At 50.8% G+C, this 20,233-nt stretch carries 17 protein-coding genes and 2 pseudogenes; 9 read left to right on the top strand and 10 right to left on the bottom strand.

What is annotated here, in order from left to right; genetic code table 11:
- Window positions 1–398 precede the first annotated feature (398 nt).
- The 3 genes from V0288_RS01180 to V0288_RS01170 all read left to right on the top strand — a co-directional run bounded on the left by V0288_RS01180 (window position 399) and on the right by V0288_RS01170 (window position 3,882).
- Complete coding sequence (locus V0288_RS01180) at window positions 399–1,625, top strand: DHH family phosphoesterase (RefSeq protein ID WP_332863165.1); 1,227 nt, start codon at window positions 399–401, stop codon at window positions 1,623–1,625.
- A gap of 135 nt (window positions 1,626–1,760) precedes the next feature.
- Window positions 1,761–2,612: an NAD(P)-dependent oxidoreductase gene (locus V0288_RS01175; RefSeq protein WP_332863163.1), complete on the top strand. Its 852-nt coding sequence runs from the start codon at window positions 1,761–1,763 to the stop codon at window positions 2,610–2,612.
- 181 nt (window positions 2,613–2,793) lie between these two features.
- Entirely contained in the window at window positions 2,794–3,882 is a 1,089-nt protein-coding gene (locus V0288_RS01170) for an isocitrate/isopropylmalate family dehydrogenase (protein WP_332863162.1), read from the top strand.
- Window positions 3,883–3,913: 31 nt separating this feature from the next.
- Here the strand turns inward: V0288_RS01170 and V0288_RS01165 are convergent, their stop codons facing one another.
- From V0288_RS01165 to V0288_RS01155, 3 genes are all read right to left on the bottom strand, one after another.
- The gene (locus V0288_RS01165) at window positions 3,914–4,438 is read right to left on the bottom strand and encodes a hypothetical protein (RefSeq protein WP_332863161.1); all 525 of its coding nucleotides are present in this window, start codon (window positions 4,436–4,438) and stop codon (window positions 3,914–3,916) included.
- Complete coding sequence (locus tag V0288_RS01160; RefSeq protein ID WP_332863160.1) at window positions 4,435–5,682, bottom strand: AAA family ATPase; 1,248 nt, start codon at window positions 5,680–5,682, stop codon at window positions 4,435–4,437. The genes V0288_RS01165 and V0288_RS01160 overlap by 4 nt, the downstream gene beginning before the upstream one ends.
- Window positions 5,683–5,928: 246 nt before the next feature.
- Window positions 5,929–7,134, bottom strand: coding sequence for an argininosuccinate synthase (locus V0288_RS01155; RefSeq protein ID WP_332863159.1), 1,206 nt, complete (start codon window positions 7,132–7,134; stop codon window positions 5,929–5,931).
- Between the two features lie 475 nt (window positions 7,135–7,609).
- Here V0288_RS01155 and V0288_RS01150 point away from each other — a divergent pair, with 475 nt between their 5' ends.
- Complete coding sequence (locus V0288_RS01150; protein WP_332863158.1) at window positions 7,610–7,786, top strand: replication restart DNA helicase PriA; 177 nt, start codon at window positions 7,610–7,612, stop codon at window positions 7,784–7,786.
- Between the two features lie 27 nt (window positions 7,787–7,813).
- Here the strand turns inward: V0288_RS01150 and rlmN are convergent, their stop codons facing one another.
- From rlmN to V0288_RS01135, 3 genes are all read right to left on the bottom strand, one after another.
- A complete protein-coding gene (gene rlmN / locus V0288_RS01145) occupies window positions 7,814–8,845 on the bottom strand; it encodes a dual-specificity RNA methyltransferase RlmN (RefSeq protein ID WP_332863157.1) in 1,032 nt (343 codons plus the stop codon).
- 126 nt (window positions 8,846–8,971) lie between these two features.
- Entirely contained in the window at window positions 8,972–9,427 is a 456-nt protein-coding gene (locus tag V0288_RS01140) for a response regulator (RefSeq protein WP_332863156.1), read from the bottom strand.
- 19 nt (window positions 9,428–9,446) lie between these two features.
- Window positions 9,447–11,699 (bottom strand): ATP-binding protein, encoded by a 2,253-nt coding sequence (locus V0288_RS01135; RefSeq protein ID WP_332863155.1) that lies wholly within the window; start codon window positions 11,697–11,699, stop codon window positions 9,447–9,449.
- 182 nt (window positions 11,700–11,881) lie between these two features.
- On the opposite strand from V0288_RS01135, the gene chrA reads away from it, so the two are divergent.
- A complete protein-coding gene (gene chrA / locus V0288_RS01130; protein ID WP_332863154.1) occupies window positions 11,882–13,036 on the top strand; it encodes a chromate efflux transporter in 1,155 nt (384 codons plus the stop codon).
- Between the two features lie 69 nt (window positions 13,037–13,105).
- Here the strand turns inward: chrA and hpsU are convergent, their stop codons facing one another.
- Both hpsU and V0288_RS01120 read right to left on the bottom strand, forming a co-directional pair.
- Window positions 13,106–13,705: a hormogonium polysaccharide biosynthesis acetyltransferase HpsU gene (gene hpsU, locus V0288_RS01125; RefSeq protein WP_332863153.1), complete on the bottom strand. Its 600-nt coding sequence runs from the start codon at window positions 13,703–13,705 to the stop codon at window positions 13,106–13,108.
- Window positions 13,702–14,658, bottom strand: coding sequence for a glycosyltransferase family 2 protein (locus tag V0288_RS01120; RefSeq protein WP_332863152.1), 957 nt, complete (start codon window positions 14,656–14,658; stop codon window positions 13,702–13,704). The genes hpsU and V0288_RS01120 overlap by 4 nt, the downstream gene beginning before the upstream one ends.
- Before the next feature lie 225 nt (window positions 14,659–14,883).
- Between V0288_RS01120 and cobU the strand changes: the two genes are divergently transcribed.
- From cobU to V0288_RS25020, 4 genes and pseudogenes are all read left to right on the top strand, one after another.
- Window positions 14,884–15,432: a bifunctional adenosylcobinamide kinase/adenosylcobinamide-phosphate guanylyltransferase gene (gene cobU / locus V0288_RS01115; RefSeq protein ID WP_332863151.1), complete on the top strand. Its 549-nt coding sequence runs from the start codon at window positions 14,884–14,886 to the stop codon at window positions 15,430–15,432.
- 244 nt (window positions 15,433–15,676) lie between these two features.
- Window positions 15,677–17,077: pseudogene (locus V0288_RS25250) on the top strand (UvrD-helicase domain-containing protein); the annotation flags it as partial.
- 210 nt (window positions 17,078–17,287) lie between these two features.
- On the top strand, window positions 17,288–18,559 hold the full coding sequence (locus V0288_RS25245) for a 3'-5' exonuclease (RefSeq protein ID WP_479687448.1): 1,272 nt from the start codon (window positions 17,288–17,290) through the stop codon (window positions 18,557–18,559).
- A gap of 31 nt (window positions 18,560–18,590) precedes the next feature.
- Window positions 18,591–18,860, top strand: a pseudogene (locus V0288_RS25020) (tetratricopeptide repeat protein); the annotation flags it as partial.
- 113 nt (window positions 18,861–18,973) lie between these two features.
- Here the strand turns inward: V0288_RS25020 and sipA are convergent.
- Together sipA and V0288_RS01100 are read right to left on the bottom strand one after the other, a co-directional pair.
- Window positions 18,974–19,186 (bottom strand): regulatory protein SipA, encoded by a 213-nt coding sequence (gene sipA / locus V0288_RS01105; protein ID WP_332863150.1) that lies wholly within the window; start codon window positions 19,184–19,186, stop codon window positions 18,974–18,976.
- Window positions 19,183–20,199, bottom strand: a complete 1,017-nt coding sequence (locus V0288_RS01100) for a sirohydrochlorin chelatase (RefSeq protein ID WP_332863149.1) — start codon at window positions 20,197–20,199, stop codon at window positions 19,183–19,185. The genes sipA and V0288_RS01100 overlap by 4 nt, the downstream gene beginning before the upstream one ends.
- Window positions 20,200–20,233: the final 34 nt, after the last annotated feature.

Genomic DNA, 20,233 nt, shown 5'->3' with positions numbered 1-20,233 from the left:
GGGATTAGCGAAGCGCGATCCACCGAGAAAACCGAATTTTGCCGAGACCGTAGGGGGGATTAGCGAAGCGCGATCCACCGAGAAAACCGAATTTTGCCATAAATCTACTCCCCGCTCCCTCCGAACCCGATTATCACGAAAAAATGAGGTTCGATCGACCCCGTAAAAATCCTTTACAATCGATCGTGGGGGGTCGTGAAAGTGTGAGGGAAGAACGCGAGAAAACCGAGGACGGACGGCCGGGGTATACCGAGACATCACCCCGTCCACTCCGTCTCTAGATAATCCAGGCCCCGAAAAACTTAATCTTTTAGTTGAACCTTTCCCCCGAGAAAATGGTCTAGAATTGGTTAACTAAAAGCTTTATAACCGTAGTACCTACCAGAAATCGCCTTAAAATGACGGCTGAACTACTAACTACCCTTCCCGCCCAGCCTATCGAAACCGAGTTACTGCCGAGCGAATTCACCCCCGAGGTCTGTCCCCTACCCCCCGCGACGTTAACCGGCGACGCGCTTCTCTCCTCGCTGGTCGATCGACTCCGCCGCACGTTAGACCACCATCGTGGCGAGCATCAGATCGTCGTCATGCAGGATTTTCCCGATCCGGACGCGCTCTCTAGTGCCTGGGCCTACCAACTGATCGCCGAACACTTCGATATTCACTGCGATATCGTCTACGCGGGAACCCTCTCCCACCAGGAAAATGTCGCCCTCGTCAAGCTCACCGGCTTACCCGCGAAACGCTGGGGGGTGCAAACCCTCAAAGATCGCGATCTCTCGGTCTATCAGGGATGCGTTCTCGTCGATAGTCAGGGAACCAACTGTCAGTTACTCCCGCTGATCAAACAGGCGAAAATCCCGATCGTCGTCGTTATCGATCACCACGCGAGGCAAGGGGAGATCGACGCGGAATTTATCGATATACGGCCGCAAATACGGGCTACGGCGACGATTTTAACCCAATACTTCCAAAAAGGTCTGATTCCCTTTAATAACAGCGAGCCAAGTCACGTTAAATGCGCCACGGCCCTGATGCACGGCCTGCGATCGGACACCAATCAACTAATGCAGGCTCAGGAGGGAGAATTTATCGCGGCGGGTTATCTCAGTCGTTTCTACGACGCGCAATTACTGAACGCGGTCCTGCAATCGGCCCGCTCGCGTCGGGTTATGGACGTGATCGAGCGCGCCCTGAAAAATCGGACACTCCAGAATAACTACTCGATCGCCGGGGTGGGTTATCTCCGCTACGACGATCGCGATGCCATCCCCCAGGCGGCGGATTTTCTCGTGACCGAGGAAAACGTACATACCGCGCTCGTCTACGGGATCGTTCACGACGAGGACGACGAGATCGAATTAGTGATCGGTTCCCTACGCACCAGTAAACTCACCCTCGATCCCGATGAATTTCTCAAGGAGGCTTTCGGACAGGACGGACAGGGACGGTTTTTCGGCGGCGGTCGCTACATGGCCGGCGGTTTCGAGATCCCGATCGGTTTCCTCGGCGGCTTCAACAATAATTCCGAATACGCCAAACTCAAGTGGGAAGTGTACGATACCCAGATCAAACAGAAACTAGCCCATCTGGTAAACCCGGATGAAAAAGTGATCCGCACCTAATCTCCGTGAATTTTGCCGTCACGGGGATTGTTTTTTCGGTGGGTTACGCTTCTACGGTATTTTTGGTGGGTTACGCGGTGCTAACCCGCCTTACGGATTTATACGGGAAATGGAAGGGTAAACGGGGAGAATTCGATGAAAGTTGGCTTTTTGGGAACGGGATTGATGGGCGCGCCGATGGTCGAGCGATTAGTGACCGCGGGGGTTCCGACGATCGCCTACAATCGTACCGCGGCGAAATTAAACGCGTTACGGGAGATCGGGGCGGAAATTACCGGCGATCCCCGCGAGGCGATCGAATCCTCTACTTGCCTCGTCCTGATGCTCACCAACGCGGCGGCGATCGAGGATGTTCTCGGGTTAAACGCGGAGAATTCTTCTTTGAGCGATCGAACGATAATCCAGATGGGAACGATCGGGCCGTCGGAAAGTAAAGCGATTCTCGATCGGGTGACGGCGAAAGGGGGAGAATATCTAGAAGCGCCCGTTTTAGGCAGTATTCCCGAGGCGAAAACGGGGAAACTATTGGTGATGGTGGGTTCCACCGAGACACAGTTTCAAAAATGGTCGGGTCTGTTAAATCATTTCGGAAGCGAGCCGATGTGGATCGGGGAAGTGGGAACGGCTTCGGCGGTGAAATTAGCGCTCAATCAATTAATCGCCTCGTTAACCGGCGCTTTCGCGATGAGTTTAGCCTTTTTAGAGCGTCAGGACGTGGATATCGAGAAATTCATGGCGATCCTGCGTCAGAGCGCTTTATACGCGCCCACCTTCGATAAAAAACTGGCGCGAATGCTCGATCGCAACTACGAGAACCCCAATTTCCCCACCAAACATCTACTAAAAGACGTAAATCTTTTTCTCGAAGAAGCCGGCAAAGAGAATATCACCCTGTTTCCCCTTGAAGGAGTCCGGGAGATCCTGCGGAAAGCGATCGAACAGGGTTGGTCGGAAGCCGATTATTCCGCCCTATATTCCGCGTTTTGAATCGTCAATCTTCAACCTAGTTTAAGGATTCGGGGCGCGATTCCCGCGTAGGATGGAATTAAGAAACGCTACATCAATTTTGGATTTTTAGAAATTCGCGCTGAATTCTCGCGCCTACTACATAGCGATTCACCTCCTGCCTTCTGCCTCCTGCCTTCTTCGCCCCCCGACTCCTAAAAATATGACTGAAACTATCCCGACGATCGCGATCATGCACGGAGATCAAACGGGAGAGGAATTATTATTAGAATCCCTCCGGGTACTCGATCCCTCCGTCATCCGTCAGCCCCTCAATTTCGCGCATTTCGATCTCGGTTTAGAAAACCGGCGCCGGACGAACAATCAGATCGTTCACGACGCGGCCAACGCTACCCTAAAAACCGGACTGGCCTTAAAAGCGGCCACGATTACCCCGGAAACCGCCGGAGATGTGGGCAGTCCGAACGCTATTTTACGGACAGCGATGAATTCTCAGGTAATTCTGAGAATCGGGCGTAGGATTCCCAATATTCGCCCGATCGGGGGAGTTCACGCGCCCATAGCGATCGTCCGTATGGCCGTCGATGACGCTTACGGGGCGAAAGAATGGCGGGAAATGACCGAAACCGGGGACGAGATCGCCTACCGTACCTCGCGAATCTCCCGGTCTATCAGTCGCGCCGTGTCCGAGTTCACCTTTCAATACGCGAAAAAAACGGGCGCGCGGGTATTCGGCGGCCCGAAATTCACCGTCAGCGCCACCTACGAGGGAATGTTTAAAAAGGAACTGGACGCGGCCGCGCGACGACACCCGGAGGTGCGTTATCAACCGCTACTAATCGACGCGACTTTCGCCCTACTTTTGCAAACTAACGGCGAATCTCTGGTAATTCCCGCCCTCAACCGTGACGGGGATCTCCTCTCCGATTTCGTCCTGCAACTCTACGGCAGTATCGCGGGTTCGGAAAGTCTGGTACTGGGATTCGACGAGAATACGTCCGAGGTGAAAACGGTGATGGCGGAAGCCCCCCACGGGACGGCCCCCGCGCTACAGGGCAAAAATATCGCCAATCCGATGGCCATGATCTTGGCGGGTGCGGCGTTATTGGGCTATATCGACACCCCGGAAGCGCGACAGGCCTCGCGGGCGATTTACGAGAGTGTTTTTGAAACGATTCACGAAGGCAAGAAAACGCCGGATTTAGGCGGTCAAATGAGTTCGATCGAGTTTACCGACGAGGTGATCCGTCGCGTGGTCAGTAAGTTAGAAGTCTGGTCGGCCTTGGGATAAGAACGCGTTAACGGCTAAAATTTCGCGCTTTCTAATTCCTTTTCTGTCGCCTACTCCGTCCTGTCTGGCGAGTGGCCGATACGATCGGTTGATAGGATTTTAAGCCTCGATCGCCCGTTAAAATTTCTACCTCATTTCCTAAACGATGGTAATATTCGGCGATATCTTTGATCGTCGCGTCTCCTATCGCTATCCCTTGACTCGCTAATTTAGGCCATTCTTCCGCCAGCCTTTTCAGCCCATCTTCCTGCCAGAATTCCGCTTGTTCCGTGAAAGCCGCCCAAGGAGTTGTTTGCTCCGCGGCCAGTTTCATCAATTCCGCTAATTTTAGAGCTTTTTCATACCGTTGTGAAGACGCTTGAGCGATATGATTTCCCGTCTCGATGATAGCGGCTAAAGGAAGAATAAAGGTTGTACCCGATTTTTCCTCTTGATCGATAACTTCTTTAACCTTTTGATAATCCCATCGATTCTCATCGGAACCACAAGTTTCTTTCCCCGGTACTTGAAGCCAAACGCAGAGGATTGAAGTATCAAAGATTAATACTTTTTTCATCCCTCTTTCCCTCGGTTCGTCTGGCTTAAACTCTGTTCCAGCAATCCTCTAGAAGTAATTTTTCCCAAGGAACCCGAGGCCATTAATTTCGGTAAATTATTTAAATCTTCAAGTCGTATTAGTTGACTATATCCGGTCTCCGGATCTCGATGAGCGACAATCACGGAAGGAACGAGTTCTAAATCCAGTTCATCGAGTAAAGCGGGATTATGAGTGGTAACGAGAACATCTATTTGACGTTGTTCGCTAATTTCTATCAGCATTTTTAATAACAGACTAGCTCTAGAAGGATGTAAACCGTTATCCACTTCTTCAATCACGATCTGACTACCTTCTGGACGGGTAAGCAAAGCGGTTAATATAGCCAAAAATCGTAAAGTTCCGTCAGACATCGCTCTGGCATCGATCGTCGTTGGAAAATCGTTTTTCGACCATTTTTCATTGCAATATAGCATGGCATCCGAATTGAATTTACCGACGGTTTCCGCCCATACTCCACTAACCTCGCTCTCCGGTAACTGAGTGAGATAGCTAGAAATAAGATTCTCGATTTCTTCTTTTTTATCTTTCTTCAAGGCCGCTAAGACTCCCGCTATATTCGACGCATCGCTATAAAGCGATTCGGTTAATCGCGAGTAGTTTCGCATATTCGAGGGAATCGGATCTAAAATAAAGATTTCACGAAGGGCGATGCAAACTCTGGCAGTTCCATTAACAATTTCTCCGTTATCGATCGGTAATCTTTGTAATTGGCTTAGAATGGAAACCGAGCGGAGCATCTCTATAGGTTTTTCCTCGTCCCTATTATGTAGTATTACTGGGATGCTAGGTTTATTCCAAGAAACGGGATTTGTTAAAAATATATCTAGGGGGGGTGTGATTTTTGGTGTGATTTTTGTTAGTGATTCTTCAATAATTTGAAGTTGCGGGCTTTTTTCAATCTCTATATAGTAATAATAATCAACAGAAGGGTCTTCCGTTCCCACGACAACTTCCAGCGCAAATTGATCGTAAGGTTGTAGAGAAACCCATTCAACACCACCTCGAATTCCAGCCGTTTGACGATCGCCAGCTAATGCCGATTCTAAATCTTTTCCTTGAGCGGTACGCTGTAAAAAATCAAGAGCGTCTAACGCGTTCGATTTTCCACTAGCGTTTGTTCCGATTAAAATCGTCAGGAATTCAATGGGGAGTTCTGCTTCTTGAAAGCTTTTCCAGTTTTTGAGAGTTAATTTTTTTAACATAACCGTTTAACCTGTTGATCGACCGTCAAACAATAACTAGAGTTTACTTTTTGTAAAAATGATATTAATTGACAAATTAAGCGTTTTTGGATTCTACTTCGATCGCGCGTTCGATCGATTCTAACAAAAAATATCCCTTGACTCTCGCTCACGGAAGAGATAGCCCCGTCTGGCCGCGTTCCAACGCGACAAAAAATCCCCCACCGATCTCGAAGGGCGATCGATGGGGGAATCGGGGATTATTGACTATTTCCCGCGGGTTTTCTCCGCCCAGACTTTCGTGGGGAGTCCCCAGACGTAGATGAAACCTTCCGCGGCCTTGTGATCGAATTGATCCTCCTCGCCGTAGGTGGCGAGATCCGGCGAGTAGATCGAGTTGATCGACTGACGACCGACGATCCGGGCGTTACCCTTGAAGAGTTTCACCCGTACCAGACCGGTCACTTGTTCTTGGGTTTTGTTAATAAACGCGTCGATCGCTTCTTTCAGCGGACTATACCACAAACCTTTATAGATCAATTGCCCGTAGGTTTCCTCGATGCCGCGTTTGTATTGGGTGACATCTCCCGTTAGCGTCAGACTCTCCAGATCGCGGTGCGCGTCGATGAGGACTAACAGCGCGGGGGCCTCGTAGATCTCCCGCGATTTGATGCCGACGACGCGATTCTCGATCATGTCCAGACGACCGACCCCGTGTTTACCGACCACTTCGTTTAATTGACCGATTAAAGTAACCGGATCGAGAGCCTGACCGTTTAAAGTGACCGGAATCCCGGTTTCAAAGCCGATCTCGACGTATTCCGGTTCGTTGGGAGTATCGGCGATCGCTTTCGTCATCAGATAGATCTCTTCCGGGGGTTCCGTCATCGGATCTTCCAGAGGACCGGCCTCGATACTGCGTCCGAGAAGATTTCGATCGATACTGAAGGGCGAGGATTTTTTCACCGGCGACTCGACCCCGAATTTTTCCCCGTAGGCGATCGTCTGTTCGCGACTCATGCCCCACTCGCGCGCGGGGGCGAGAACTTTCAAATTCGGGTTCAGCGCCGCGATCCCCACGTCGAAACGTACCTGATCGTTCCCTTTCCCCGTACAACCGTGGGCTACGGCATCCGCGCCGTATTTTTCCGCCGCCTCGACCAGTAATTTCGCGATCAGGGGACGCGCGAGGGCGGTGGAGAGAGGATAACGATTTTCGTAGAGCGCGTTGGCACGGATCGACGGAAACGCGTATTCTTTGACGAATTCCTCCTTAGCATCGACGACGAGGGATTCGATCGCCCCACAGCGTAGGGCTTTTTCCTGAATCGGGCCGAGTTCATCCCCCTGCCCCAGATCCGCGGCGAGGGTGATCACTTCTTTCACTCCCCATTCCTCTTTCAGATAGGGAATACAGACGGAGGTATCGACCCCACCCGAATACGCTAAAACTACTCTATTGGCGCGACCCATAAGGTTTTACCCAAAAAACGACTGACAGACAATTGTATCAGGTCTCCTCTATTTCTTTGGTAATAGATAATAAAGAAAAAAGATACACGTTATGCCCTCGGCTTAATGACTTTCAATTATGATCGTCCGGCGGAAAATTCACGCCCGATCGAGGCGATCGACCTAGCGATCGCGTGAATTCGATCGCCTATGGCGCGCCTCCAAGTGAACGCTGACGGACGAAAATGCCCCGATCGCTATATAATCAATGAATCTTGTTTTCAACTCTTTCTAAAGAATTAATTAAATCTAAAAAAATAATTAATTTTTCTGGAAGATTATCCGTCTCGTGTAGTGCGAAGTTTCGTAAAAATTCCCCCTAAGATCGTATCGATGATTACATAATGGGGATCAAGGAAAAACTAGACTAGAATGGACGGGGATCGACGGAAACAATTTTTATAAACACGTTAAAAAAAGAACGGGAGTTACGAGAATGACGAGACAACAGGTACGCTGTCCCAATTGCGGCTCTTTCGCGGAGAGACATTTTCTCCTCACCCATCAACTCACCCGCACGGCCTGCCAAGCCTGCGATTACCTGTTGATCAGTTGCACGAAAACGGGGAACGTAGTGGAATCCTACGCTCCGGGTATCGGGTTAAGACGGTAAAACGGTAAACGGCTAGACGGGGAATCGTTACCGTGAGATAGCGGGCGCGATTCCCTCTTTTTTCGCCCGTAATTGCCCGCAGGCCGCGTCGGCCTCTAATCCCCGCGAATAACGCACGCTAACGGCTACTTTTTCCTTTTCGAGAATCTGTTTGAACGTTTCGATCCGTCCCGCGTCCGGCCGTCGATAGTCCGCTTCTTGAATCGGGTTATAGGGAATGAGATTAACGTGGGATTGAAAGCCTTTAATCTGTCGGGCGAGTTCGCGCGCGTGTTCGGGGAGATCGTTCACTCCCGCGAGGAGGATATACTCGAATGTCACCCGTCGTCCCGTGATCTTCACGTAATCGCGACAATCTTGTAAAAGGGTTTCCAAGGGATAGCGATCGGCGCTGGGGATTAACTGTTCCCGTACTGGTTGATTGGAGGCGTGGAGACTGACCGCGAAGGTGATCTGTAGGTTATATTCCGCTAATTCTCGGATTTTTTTCGGGATTCCCACCGTGGATATTGTGAGGAAACGCTGACCGATGCCCACGTCTTGATTGAGGGAACGGATCGCGGGGACGACTTCCGGGAGATTTAACAACGGTTCGCCCATGCCCATAAACACCACGTTACTCACTCTCTCGCCGAAATCCTCCTGAACGGTGAGAACCTGATCGACGATCTCGTGCGCTTTCAAATTACGGGTGAAACCGTCTTTTCCCGTGGCGCAGAAATCGCAGGCCATCGGACAACCGACCTGAGAGGAAACGCATACCGTCAGGCGTTTTTCCGAGGGGATGCCCACCGTCTCGATAATCGCGCCGTCGTGTAGTTTGAGCAGGTATTTTCGGGTTCGATCGGGGGCGATCGTCCGGTATTCCACGTTCGATCGACCGATCGGGGTTTCGGCCACCTGTTCCCGCCAAGATTTCGGGAAAACGGAAATATCGTTCAGAGAACGCGCCCCTTTTTGATACAGCCATTGATGTAACTGCTTACCCCGATAGGCGGGTTGTCCCTGTTCCCGTACCCAATCGGTAAGTTGTTCGAGAGATTTCGCGAGTAAAGTCATTTTCGTAGTGGGGAGATAGGGTGTCGGGTGTCGGGTGATGGGGAGTGGGAAATCAATTTAGAGAGGATATAGTTTCGGGAAAAAGATCGAGAGTTTCGAGAAACTTACCCCCTACACCCTACTTCCTTAATGCTGTAAATCCGCGTCGGGGAGGACGACGGCGGCGAACCAATAGTTTAAAAACGCGCGGATCGTGCTTTTTAGTTCCTCCACACCGATCGGTTTGATCAGGTAACTGTTTACCCCGTAGCTGTAACAGGTTTGTACGTCTTTCGGACTCGACGAGGTGGTGAGGACAACGACCGGCAGTTTTTTCAGTTCTTGATCCCGTTTGATCTCCTCGATCACTTCCCGGCCGTCGGTTCCGGGTAAATTTAAATCCAACAGGATCAGGGAAGGCCGGGGGGCGCGGGCGGGATCTTCGTACTCTCCCCGATAGTATAGATAGTCTAACGCTTCGTCCCCGTCTCTGGCCCGACGAATGGAGATGTTGTTTTGAGGGAAGTCCTTCAAAACGCGGGTGAAAGCGGCAAAATCTTCATCGCTATCCTCTACCGCCAGAATAATTTTCGTTCTTTCCATGTCACTAAATTTTTAACGCTCAGCCTTTCGGTAGGGTGAAATAAAACGTACTGCCGCTACCGTAAACGGATTCTACCCAAATGGTTCCCCCGTGACGCTCGATGATTTTTTTCACGATCGTCAATCCCGCGCCAGTCCCTCCCCCGTAAGCGCCGGGGGCGTGGAGACGTTTGAATATCCGGAAAATAGCCTCTAGGTGTCTCTCGCGGATGCCGATCCCGTTATCGCGGATGCAAAAAGTAATGTAGTCCTCGTTTTCCTTTTCCGAGTCTAGATAACCGATTTCTACACGCTTACGACCACTCTTATTATATTTGAAACCGTTCCCGATTAAATTAGTTAAGACCTCCTCGATCAGAATCCGATCGCCCCGGATGGCGGGTAAGGGTCTCGGAACGGCGATTTCGAGGTGATTTTTCCCGTAACTCATGCGGATCACCTCGGAAACATTATTCAGTAATCGATTCAGATCTAGGGTCTGTAAATTCAGTTCCTGCCGTCCTAAACGGGAGAAATGGAGCAGGGAATTGATCAGATCTTCCATCCGCTTGGTCAGACGGACGAGGGTTTCCAATTTCTCCACCCCGTCGCGTTCGAGGATATTCCCGTAATCTTCTAACAGGAACGTCGAATAGTTATGAATCCCCCGTAACGGTTCTTTGAGATCGTGGGAGGCGATGTAGGCGAAAGCGTCGAGTTCGTTATTGCTCCGCTCCAATTCCAGATTAATCGCCGCTAATTCGTCCGCTTTCCGGAGTATGATGCCGACGATCGCGCTCCGGAGTTCTAAGGCTCCTTCTATCTCGCTCGATAGCCACGGTAAGGATTTTCCCCGTACCGTTTCCCGCCACGCGGCGAAGGATTGTCGGGGGAAAATGGTTAGGGTTCCGTCCGCCTCGACCCGTTGCGGTTTCTCGGGATTCCCGGCCCACGTCACCTGTTGGAGAATTTCCGGACGGAACCAGAGAACGTAATTGCGTTGGATTCGGGTGATCGAGATGGCGAGTAAACCGCTGGCGATCGCCGCGAATTCCCCGGCCGGAGGGTAGAGTTTGGCGAGGGAATCGGTGACGAACAGGTTGTTGGTAAAGCGATCGCTTAACCACTCGATCAAGGCTTGAATCATCGTCTCGTCGGGGGTTTTTCCGACTAACGTTAGATGACCGTCGGAACAGATCGCGACACCCTCGGCACGGACGAGTTCGAGTAATCGGGAGCGATCGCTTACCAGCGCGTCGGTAAATTCATTCGATCGGGAGATGGCATCGATAAATTGGGTTTGAATGGTTTTCAGGCGGATTTTCGCGTCGAGATCCTGTTTTTCTTCCTTGCCCGCGATCTCGATCGAGAGTACCTGTCCGAGAAACTCGCACAACGTCCGGCTCTCGTAGGGAAGGAATTTCGGTTCGTGGTGATGGCAGGCGATCAATCCCCAGAGTTCGCCCTCGCGCACCAGGGAGATGGACATGGACGCGGCGACCCCCATGTTGTGCATATACTCGATATGGATCGGTGAGACACTGCGGAGGGTGCTGAAACTGAGATCGATCGGTTCCTCCTCTTTTCCCCCGAGAATTTTCGCCGGTCGGTAGTTCGCGTCGGGGATCAAACGGAGCCAGTTGAGCGTGTAGAGGTATTTGGCCTGTTTGGGAATGTCGGTATCGGGATAGTGTAATCCGAGATAGCTTTCGAGTTCGTCGATTTTATCCTCGGCGATCACCGTTCCCGATCCGTCCGGGTCGAAGCGATAGAGCATGACCCGATCGAATCCGGTAATTTTCCGGAGCGTTCGCGCGATCGAGTGACAGAGGGTATCGAGATCGCGCGCTCCGTGCATCTGGTCGAGGATAACCTTCGCTTTCTGATAGAACTGGAGGAAATCGCTCTTACGCGTGATATTCGGTTCGAGTTCCAGGATAATTTGGCCCCGCGGGGAACGATGGAGAATCCCGTCGAAGGGCAGGGAGCGATCGCCCGCGCGAAAGAGTAACTCTAACGGGTTAATCTGCTCGAAATCTCCCTTTAGACAGTTTTGTAACGTCTCGATCTGTGTTCCGTCTAGCCATCGCGAGAGAGGGGTTCCGAGCAATCGATCGCTCTCGATTCCTAGGAGGGAAAGGGTATTCTCGCTAACGCGCTCGATCTGAAAGTCGTTTTCCGAGAGTACCAGCAGGATTCCGTGGGGTTGAACGGAACCGGGGATGTGAATCGGTTCCCGATCGCAGTTGTTGAGATTGACTTCCTCGGATTGGATGAAATCGGTTAGTACCATCTCGATTCGATGTAGCGGCTCGTCCTCGATCGATTATAGTGCGCTAATCGATCGGCTTCCGGCCGTCCGGTAGGATTTCGCGCGATCCCGACCGCGAGACGACGTGTTCCTTTACACTCGATCGGGTTCGATCGACCCGGTACGATCGATCTGGCATCCTTATCCGAAAAACCGTTCCCGATATGCAGGATCGATCGAACGTCCGTCTTTCTAATATCGCCCTCCTCTTTCTCAAAATCGGTATTCTCGGTTTCGGGGGGCCGGCCGCGCACATCGCCATGATGGAGGATGAAGTGGTGAAACGCCGCGGCTGGATGGATAAAGAACAATTTCTCGATCTCGTCGGCGCGACCAATCTCATTCCGGGTCCGAATTCCACGGAAATGGCGATCCATATCGGGTATATTCTGGGAAAATTTCCCGGTTTACTGCTCGCGGGAACGTGTTTTATCGGCCCGGCGGTTATTATTACCGGTTTTTTCGCCTGGATCTATACCACCTACGGAACCCTTCCCGAAGTCGCCCCGTTTTTCGCCGGGATCAAGCCGATCGTTATTGCGGTGATTTTCCAAGCTTTATGGCGTTTGGGTAAAAAAGCGGTCAAAAATTCACAATTGCTCTTTATCGGTCTAGGAGTCATCGGTTTACTCGTACTAGGACTCAACGAGATCGTCGCGCTCTTACTCGGCGGTCTGATCGGGATGTTGGTGATCCAGCGGTTCGCGACTTTCCCGTTACTGATCGCGGGAGGGAGTGGACTGGTATCCGTCGCTCCCTCTACTGTCGTCGATCCCCCGACGCTCGCGGGATTGGGGTTATTTTTCCTGAAAGTGGGAAGCGTGTTATTCGGGAGCGGTTACGTTTTAGTCGCTTTTTTAGAGGGGGATCTGGTCGATGGTCGCGGCTGGTTAACCCGGCAACAGTTACTCGACGCGGTAGCGATCGGTCAATTCACTCCCGGCCCCGTTTTATCGACCGCGACGTTTATCGGCTATCAAATCTTAGGAATTAGCGGGGCGATTATCTCGACACTAGCGATTTTTTTCCCGTCTTTCGTCTTCGTTTTAATACTCAATCCCCTGATCCCGAAACTGCGACAATCGAGGTGGGCGAGCGCTTTTCTCGACGCGGTGAACGTGAGCGCGGTGGCGTTAATGGGCGCGGTGGTGTTTAAATTAGCGCTCGAAACCTGGGGGCAACCGTTCGCGGGTTTTCCGGTGGATATCGTCTCGATTGTACTCTCGGCGATCGCCGCGATTTTATTACTCCGTTTTCAGGTGAATTCGACCTGGTTAATGATCGGTGGCGCGGCGATCGGTTTTCTGGTAAAGAGATAGAAAAAAAGCGATCGATTTCGGGATCGGAGCTTTATTCTTCCTCCTGCCTTCTGCCTCCTGCCTCCTGCCTCAAATATCTTGCATCTGGCGATCGTAGCGGGGACGGCAGGGACTCCCCCACGCGACTTGATTTTCGGGAATATCGCTAAAAACGCTACTTCTCGCCCCGATTACGGTGTTAGAGCCGATTTTCACCCCCGGCGCGATGAAACAATCGGTCGCGATCCAGGTTCCATTACCGATCGAGACCGGAGCGGTGGACAACCCGAAGGCCGGATCGCGATGATCGTGACTGCCGGTGCAGAGATAGCATTTTTGCGAGATGACCGCGTGGGAACCGATCGAGATTCGATCGAGGCTGTACAGCACCACGTCATCGCCGATCCAGCTATAATCGCCGATTTCCAGCTTCCACGGGTAGGTAACTCGCGCGGTGGGACGGATTTTCACCCCCGCGCCGATTTTCGCCCCGAAGCGACGTAATAACCAGCAACGGAAACCGTCCATATTGTGCAAGCTCGACGGGAAAGCGATCGCCTGCACCAACCACCACAGTAGGATAAACGGGCCCGATCGACCCCGATCGAACCCGGATTGATCGTACTTTCGCAGGTCGATCCGGGCGGGATCGTTCAAAATCGGCGATTTTCGCGGTTCGGAATCGATCATTTGGCTACTTCCGCGGGTTCGGGTTTCTTATCGACGGCGATCGGGGCGGCAGGGGAAGAGGGCTGAACGTTTAATTTCCCGCCGAAGCGCCGTAATTCGTATAGTTTCACGCCGATCTGGTACTCGTACTGACTCAACAGCCGGGCGTAGATATAGCCGGCTTTTCCATCGAGGAAACCGAGACGGATAATATAGGCGAGGATAAACCGCAATAAAGGCTTAAATGGTAATTTAACCCATATTTTCTTTAGGAAACGCTTTCTCTGGACCGCGGAACCGAATAAGTTAGCCCCGATCGTGCCGCTCTCGTCTTTCCCGGTCAGGAGATTGTAATAGACCCGCGCTTCCCAGTTGGAATAACGGTTATGACGTTCTAACCAATGATAGATGTCCCGGAAATCGATGTGAAGCATATCGTTTTTCAGATAGCCCACGTTACCCTGTAAGATAACGTGTTCGTGAACTTCATTATCGCCGGTATTGGGAATATCTTCGGTACTTAAATTCTCGTACCGACCTAATTTATGTTTGAATAGACGTAAATTCCAATCGGGATATTTTCCCCCGTACCGTATCCACTGACCGAGGAAGAAAACCCGACGATTGAGATAGTAACCCTCGTAGTTCGGATCTTGAATCGCCGTGGCGATCTCGTCCCAGAGTTCGGGAGTGATCCGCTCGTCACAATCGACGATCAGAACCCAATCGTTGCGAAAGGGAAGGTTTTCCAGGGACCAGTTTTTCTTTTTCGGCCAGCGACCGTTAAAATGAAATTGAACGACGTTCGCGCCGTAACTTTCGGAGATCTCCACCGATCGATCGCTACTCCGGGAATCGACGACGAACACTTCATCGGCCCGGGCGACACTTTCTAGACAGGCGGGAAGGTTTAATTCCTCGTTTTTGGCGGGAATTAAAACCGAAACGGGAATTTTTTCGGATTGGCTCAACATCTGCTTTTAGGGAATTGGGCGGGGTGTTCGCATCTTTCCGGGAACCCATTCATCGCTCGAAAATCGAGAACCGGGACTTCGGAATTGTCCTCATCTTACTATACTATCCCCGTTGGTCAAGGCGTTTTGCCCCGATCGCGCGAGATGGCAATATTCGGACAATAGGCTATATTATACGCCCGATACATCTAAAATTAGAGGGGAAACTTCGCCTTTTTTCCTCGGATGAGCGACGATCGACGGATTATTCTCGTTACCGGAGCGGCCCGATCGGGCAAGAGCCAATGGGCCGAAACCCTCGCGGGCCGATCGGGGAAACCGGTGATCTATATCGCCACCTCGCGGCTCGATAGTAACGATCCGGAGTGGCTCGATCGGGTGCGGGAACACCGACAGAGACGGCCCCCGCGCTGGACAACGTTAGAGATCCCCCTAGAATTGAGCGCCTCGATCGAGACCGCGGAATCCCCGTCCTGTCTGCTGATCGACTCGTTAGGAACTTGGGTAGCGAATGGCCTGGAAATGGACGGGAAAGAATGGGGCGATCGGGTGACGGATTTTCTCGCTTCCTTGCAGAGATCCGCCGCGGATATCCTTCTCGTCGCCGAGGAGACCGGTTGGGGGGTAGTTCCCGCGTACCCGATCGGTCGTCTGTTCCGCGATCGTCTCGGGAGTCTTACCCGTCGGGTGGGATCGATCGCCGATACCGTTTACCTCGTCACCGGGGGCCACGCGCTCGATCTCACGAAATTGGGGCAACGCTTGGAGGATTGAGAGCGATCGACCCGTTAGAGTTCGGGAAATGTAGTCGATCGCTAAAAAAAATAGGAATTAAATCTTCGGATGGAATAAATTTTTTCTCGATTCTACTGTCGATTTCCCCCGATCTTTAGTCTTTTTTGTCCAGTAAATTGGCTCCATCGATAAATTTAGCTCGATTTTGAAAAAATAGCTCGATAATGTGGATTTATCGTGTCTTTTCGGGAACACTACGGTTATCCCCGTTACTGGTCACGATATGCCGTTACCGCTCGTCATCCATCCCGATGTTGAACGTTTCCTGAAGGAATATAGCCCCCCCGAGCTTGCCGAGCTAATCTGGAAACGCTTGGAGAGACTGAGAGAACGTGATTTTAATTCCGGATCGAGGGTAAAAAAGTTACAGGGACATAATATCTGGGAAGCGAGAATAAGCGAAGCCTCTCGCCTGATTTTTAGCTATGATCGCTCGGTTTCTCCCGCGGGAGAGCGAACGACTTACCTAGCGGTTCAGGATGTCTGTCTCGATCATGACGATGTAAACAGAAGCGCGAAAAGAGCCAGAAAATTCAGTGTTGATTCGGGATGGTGGTATCCAGAAGAGGATGAGTGGCGCGGTAGCCTCGATCGAGATCTAACGGACGAAGAACAGAATGAACTTTTTGAAGAGGTTGATCCAGAATTAACGTTTTTGGAAAATATACCCGATGAATTGAGAGGATCGATTCAGTGGAAAGTGGTTGATTCTGTCGAAACTTGGGAATCGTTCATTCATAACCAAGATGCGGATTTACCATTAAAATTAAGCCCCGAAGAATATAATTTAGTTCAACAACAGGGAAATTTACTTCTATCGGGAAGTGCGGGAACGGGTAAAACCACCGTCGGGATTTATCGTTTATTAAAAGATTTGCAGGATTATCCTCTCCCTGTGCCACGTCTTTACGTTGCGTATAATCCTTTACTGGCAAGCAACGCACGAGAACAATTTGAGAGATTATACGAAACCTTACCTTTGAATTTTCAAAGATATAGGTATTTATTTGAATTTAAGACTATTCGTGACCTTTGCCTGGAAATTCTAAATACTCAACAAAAGGAAGTCTTTTCCGTTTGTACGTTAGCGGTTTTCAGGAGATTTAAACCCCTTGCTACACTCTTACTTTGGGTAATGATTTTGCGAAGATGTTATGCTTCCAGTGAAAATCAGAGCTTCGACCCTGGGGAAGAAGTTGATTTTGTGGATTTTCTGGCTTTCGATAGTCGGTATCAACAACCAAAATATTCTTCGAGTCTGGTCTGGAATGAAATTCGTAGTATTCTCAAAGGCTCTCAGCTATCTACAGAATCCGAATTACTCTCTCTACAAAAATATTTGGATTTTAATAAAAATATGGAAGGCTGTTTGATTCTTTCGGAACAAGAAAAAAGACAGTTATATCCAATCGCTCAAGGGTATCAAAATAGATTAAGAGAAACCAGACAATACGATGAAATCGATCTTGCTCGGCAAGTTCTGTCTTGTTACAAAAACGGATTCCACAGGCAATATCACTTGATCGTTTGTGATGAAGTCCAAGATTTGGCTAAAATCCAACTAGAACTATTAGTTCGGTCGGTTTCTCCAGATGGAAGTTTATTTTTTGCGGGAGATAAAAATCAAGTTATTAGTCCTAGCGGGTTTCGCTGGCCCTATTTACGGGATCTTCTGTATCAAAACTATCGAGAGTCTATACAGACAGAATTGACTTACAATTTTCGCAATCTAAGGTCATTGTCAATTTTGGCTAACCAAGTCTTACAAGTACGTTCCCGTTTATTGAATGAATCAGTGCGGAAAGAACCCGATGCGAATGTCGATCTCGCTAGTATGGCTAGACTCGTGAATGCCGATCCCTCCGCCCTAAAAGAATCCCTACAATCTCTCAATGCGGGAGACGCAATTTTAGTGAGGACGGAAGCAGACAAAAAGAGAATCAGGGAAGAATTTAATTCCACGTTAATTTTCACGATCGAGGAAGCGAAAGGTCTAGAATTCGATACGGTTTTTTTGGTAAATTTCTTTGACTTATACAGGAAGGTATGGGATCTAGCCCTCCGCCACGGACGTTTAGTACCCAATAACCCCCAACACGATCGCGATCGACCGCGATTGGAGTTAGAGCTAAATCTACTTTACGTCGCAATTACCCGAGCGCGTCGGTGTTTGTACATTTGGGAAAAAATTCCAGAACAAGAAACCCCTCGCTTGTCGTTTTGGCATCAATCGGAGGTGTTAGAATATCGCGTTCCTCTAGAAGCGAGTTTAGTCGCTGGCGAACGTCAATCAGGAGATGGTAATTGGTTACAACAAGGCGAGTTTTATTTAAACGCCGGACGCTATTTACAAGCGGAAGAATGCTTTCAGAAAGCGGGAGCGGAATTAAAATATCAAGAAGCGCGAGCAAAACGTTTACGGCAAGAGGAAAAATATAGCGAATCCGCCGAATTATTCCAGGAACTAAAATTTTGGGCGGAGGCGGCTAAATTGTGGGCGAGAATCGAGGACTGGCGACAGGCGGCCGATTGCTGGAGAGAAGCCGGAGATCTCGATCGAGCGGCGGAATCCTACGAAAAAGCGGGGGATTGGGAGAACGCGGAATCTTGCTGGCAAGCGCTTCCTAATCTCGCGAAAGCGAATGTTTGCGCGATTCGAGTCTTGGAACAACGACAGGAGTGGAAGGAAGCGGCGCGCGGATGGAAAGAGTTACGTCGCTGGGATGACGAGCGCCGTTGTTTTGAACAGGCCGCTAAATCCCTAGAGGAACGGCAGGAATGGGAGGAAGCGGCGCGTCGATGGAAAGGATTAGGTCGCCGGGATGACGAGCGCCGTTGTTTGGAAAAGGCCGCCGAAGATCATCGACAAAATCAAGGTTGGGAGAGAGCGATCGAACTCTATACCCAGCTACAACAAACCCGACTAGCGGCGGAAATCGCTGTCGAGATGGGTCGGCAAAAAATGACCGACGGGCAAAATCAAGAAGCTCTTGAGGCTCTCGATCGATCGATCGCCCTAGATACAGCCTTTCTCGTAAAGGTGAAGTACATACCAACCCTTACCGCTAAAAGATTCCAACCGCGAGAACGTACCTTATGTATCTGAGAAAGGCTGTAATACCCTCGCTACAGCTTATAAACTACGGGGTGAAATTTACATCCGCTTAAAAGAATACGATCGGGCGATCGAGAATTACACGCGGGCGATCGAACTTCAACCCGAGGATGAAGAGGCGCGTTCTCGCCGGGCGATCCTTCACCTCCAAATCGCCTACCAAGACTTAGGATTGTCTCGAAACCTCACCCGACAATCGGAAAACTGGCCGAGATACCACCGGATCGATCGCGCGATGAAAATATTAGCCTCTCTCCGTTCCCCGGATACCCCGCGGGAGATCGATCGCTGAAATCATTCTAAGAGACAGTCCGCTCGCCCTTTCCCCGAATTTACAATACGTTCGATCGCCAAACAAACGGGAGTCCGATCGCGCGGTGGCAATTCGGGCCTCGAAGTAATCGTTTAAATCGCCTCTAAATATTTCGCGTCCAGTAAAAACGCGCCCCGATCGAATTTTACCCCCCAGTAACCGCCGGGCCGGCGATCGATCACCGTTCCCGTGTCCCCGACCGCGAGCAGATCGGGAGGACGGAGCATCGGCATCGGTTCGGCGGTTTTCAGGTAGGGGGGTAGGGAAACGAGACGGACTTGACAACCCACGGAAATAGCGGTCATGGAACCTGCCAGATGCGATCGTGATAATCTTCTAACTTAGCATAGGGATCGGGCGCGCCGTGGTGGTGATGATGCCCGTGATCGTGAGCGTGAGAATGGTCGTGAGCGTGAGAGTGGTCGTGAGCGTGGTGATGGTGTTCCCCTCCTTTCCCCAACGCGGCGAGGCGGAATTTGCACATTTCACAATTCATCTGCACCTGTCCGAGATGCGTCTCGATCTCGCGCTCGCGCACTAACCGCAGTAACTCCGATCGAATGCCCATTTCCGGCAGACAATCGATCTGGATTTCCGGGTTTAATTGCTGTTGTTGTTCGGCGATCGTGAAGATTTTTTTCACTAACGCGCCGGTGAACAGGAAATAGGGTAAGACGATAATCCGTTTCGGTTCATAAAAACGGGCGCGACGGAATCCCTCTTCGAGACGGGGATGGGTGATGCCGATAAAACAGGTTTCCAGGCTGAGATAGCCGCTACCCTCCCAGAGCATCCGGGCGAATTTGCAGACATCGCCGTTCGCGTCGGGATCGCTGGAACCTCTACCGACGAAGAGTAACACCGTTTCCGATCGAGGGATCTGCCGGGGATTGTGATGGGGACTGTCGAGGTGGGCTAACCGATCGTGCCAGAGATCGATCAAACTCGGGGTGATTCCCAGATGGCGACCGTAATGGAATTTGATGTCCGGGAAACGCTCGCGGGATCGATCGAGTTCGTTGGTGACATCGAATTTATTGTGACGCGCGGCGAATAGGAGTAGGGGTAACGCCGAGATTTCCGTGTAACCCCGCGAGACGCAATACTCGACCCCTTCCAGAATTGTCGGCGCGGTTAACTCCAGAAAACAGGGAATCACCGGACGGGAGGTGTCTAACTCCTGATAAACCCGCGCGAAGTCTAAAAAGGTCTGCCGGCCTTCCTCGTCCCGCGTCCCGTGACCGATCATCAGGAGGGGACGTTTTTCGGGAAGCGGGGGCAAGGATAATGATTCGGTGAATTGAGTCGATACAGTCATTAACGGGTCAGTCTCCTGCGGGAAAGCTCTCGAA

Source organism: Pannus brasiliensis CCIBt3594, from assembly GCF_036688125.1.
In the GTDB taxonomy this organism is placed as follows: Bacteria; Cyanobacteriota; Cyanobacteriia; order Cyanobacteriales; family Microcystaceae; genus Pannus; species Pannus brasiliensis.
Note: the sequence above shows the minus strand (reverse complement) of the source record. Positions and strands in the feature narration are given on the sequence as shown.

Coding starts and splice junctions, on each gene's coding strand:
- V0288_RS01170 (WP_332863162.1), top strand. CDS start 2,794: ATGACTGAAACTATCCCGACGATCGCGATCATGCACGGAGATCAAACG.
- V0288_RS01135 (WP_332863155.1), bottom strand. CDS start 11,699: ATGGTACTAACCGATTTCATCCAATCCGAGGAAGTCAATCTCAACAAC.
- cobU (WP_332863151.1), top strand. CDS start 14,884: ATGAGCGACGATCGACGGATTATTCTCGTTACCGGAGCGGCCCGATCG.
- chrA (WP_332863154.1), top strand. CDS start 11,882: ATGCAGGATCGATCGAACGTCCGTCTTTCTAATATCGCCCTCCTCTTT.
- V0288_RS01140 (WP_332863156.1), bottom strand. CDS start 9,427: ATGGAAAGAACGAAAATTATTCTGGCGGTAGAGGATAGCGATGAAGAT.
- V0288_RS01175 (WP_332863163.1), top strand. CDS start 1,761: ATGAAAGTTGGCTTTTTGGGAACGGGATTGATGGGCGCGCCGATGGTC.
- V0288_RS01100 (WP_332863149.1), bottom strand. CDS start 20,199: ATGACTGTATCGACTCAATTCACCGAATCATTATCCTTGCCCCCGCTT.
- V0288_RS01180 (WP_332863165.1), top strand. CDS start 399: ATGACGGCTGAACTACTAACTACCCTTCCCGCCCAGCCTATCGAAACC.
- V0288_RS01120 (WP_332863152.1), bottom strand. CDS start 14,658: ATGTTGAGCCAATCCGAAAAAATTCCCGTTTCGGTTTTAATTCCCGCC.
- sipA (WP_332863150.1), bottom strand. CDS start 19,186: ATGACCGCTATTTCCGTGGGTTGTCAAGTCCGTCTCGTTTCCCTACCC.
- V0288_RS01155 (WP_332863159.1), bottom strand. CDS start 7,134: ATGGGTCGCGCCAATAGAGTAGTTTTAGCGTATTCGGGTGGGGTCGAT.
- hpsU (WP_332863153.1), bottom strand. CDS start 13,705: ATGATCGATTCCGAACCGCGAAAATCGCCGATTTTGAACGATCCCGCC.
- V0288_RS01160 (WP_332863160.1), bottom strand. CDS start 5,682: ATGTTAAAAAAATTAACTCTCAAAAACTGGAAAAGCTTTCAAGAAGCA.
- V0288_RS25245 (WP_479687448.1), top strand. CDS start 17,288: ATGGCTAGACTCGTGAATGCCGATCCCTCCGCCCTAAAAGAATCCCTA.
- rlmN (WP_332863157.1), bottom strand. CDS start 8,845: ATGACTTTACTCGCGAAATCTCTCGAACAACTTACCGATTGGGTACGG.
- V0288_RS01165 (WP_332863161.1), bottom strand. CDS start 4,438: ATGAAAAAAGTATTAATCTTTGATACTTCAATCCTCTGCGTTTGGCTT.
- V0288_RS01150 (WP_332863158.1), top strand. CDS start 7,610: ATGACGAGACAACAGGTACGCTGTCCCAATTGCGGCTCTTTCGCGGAG.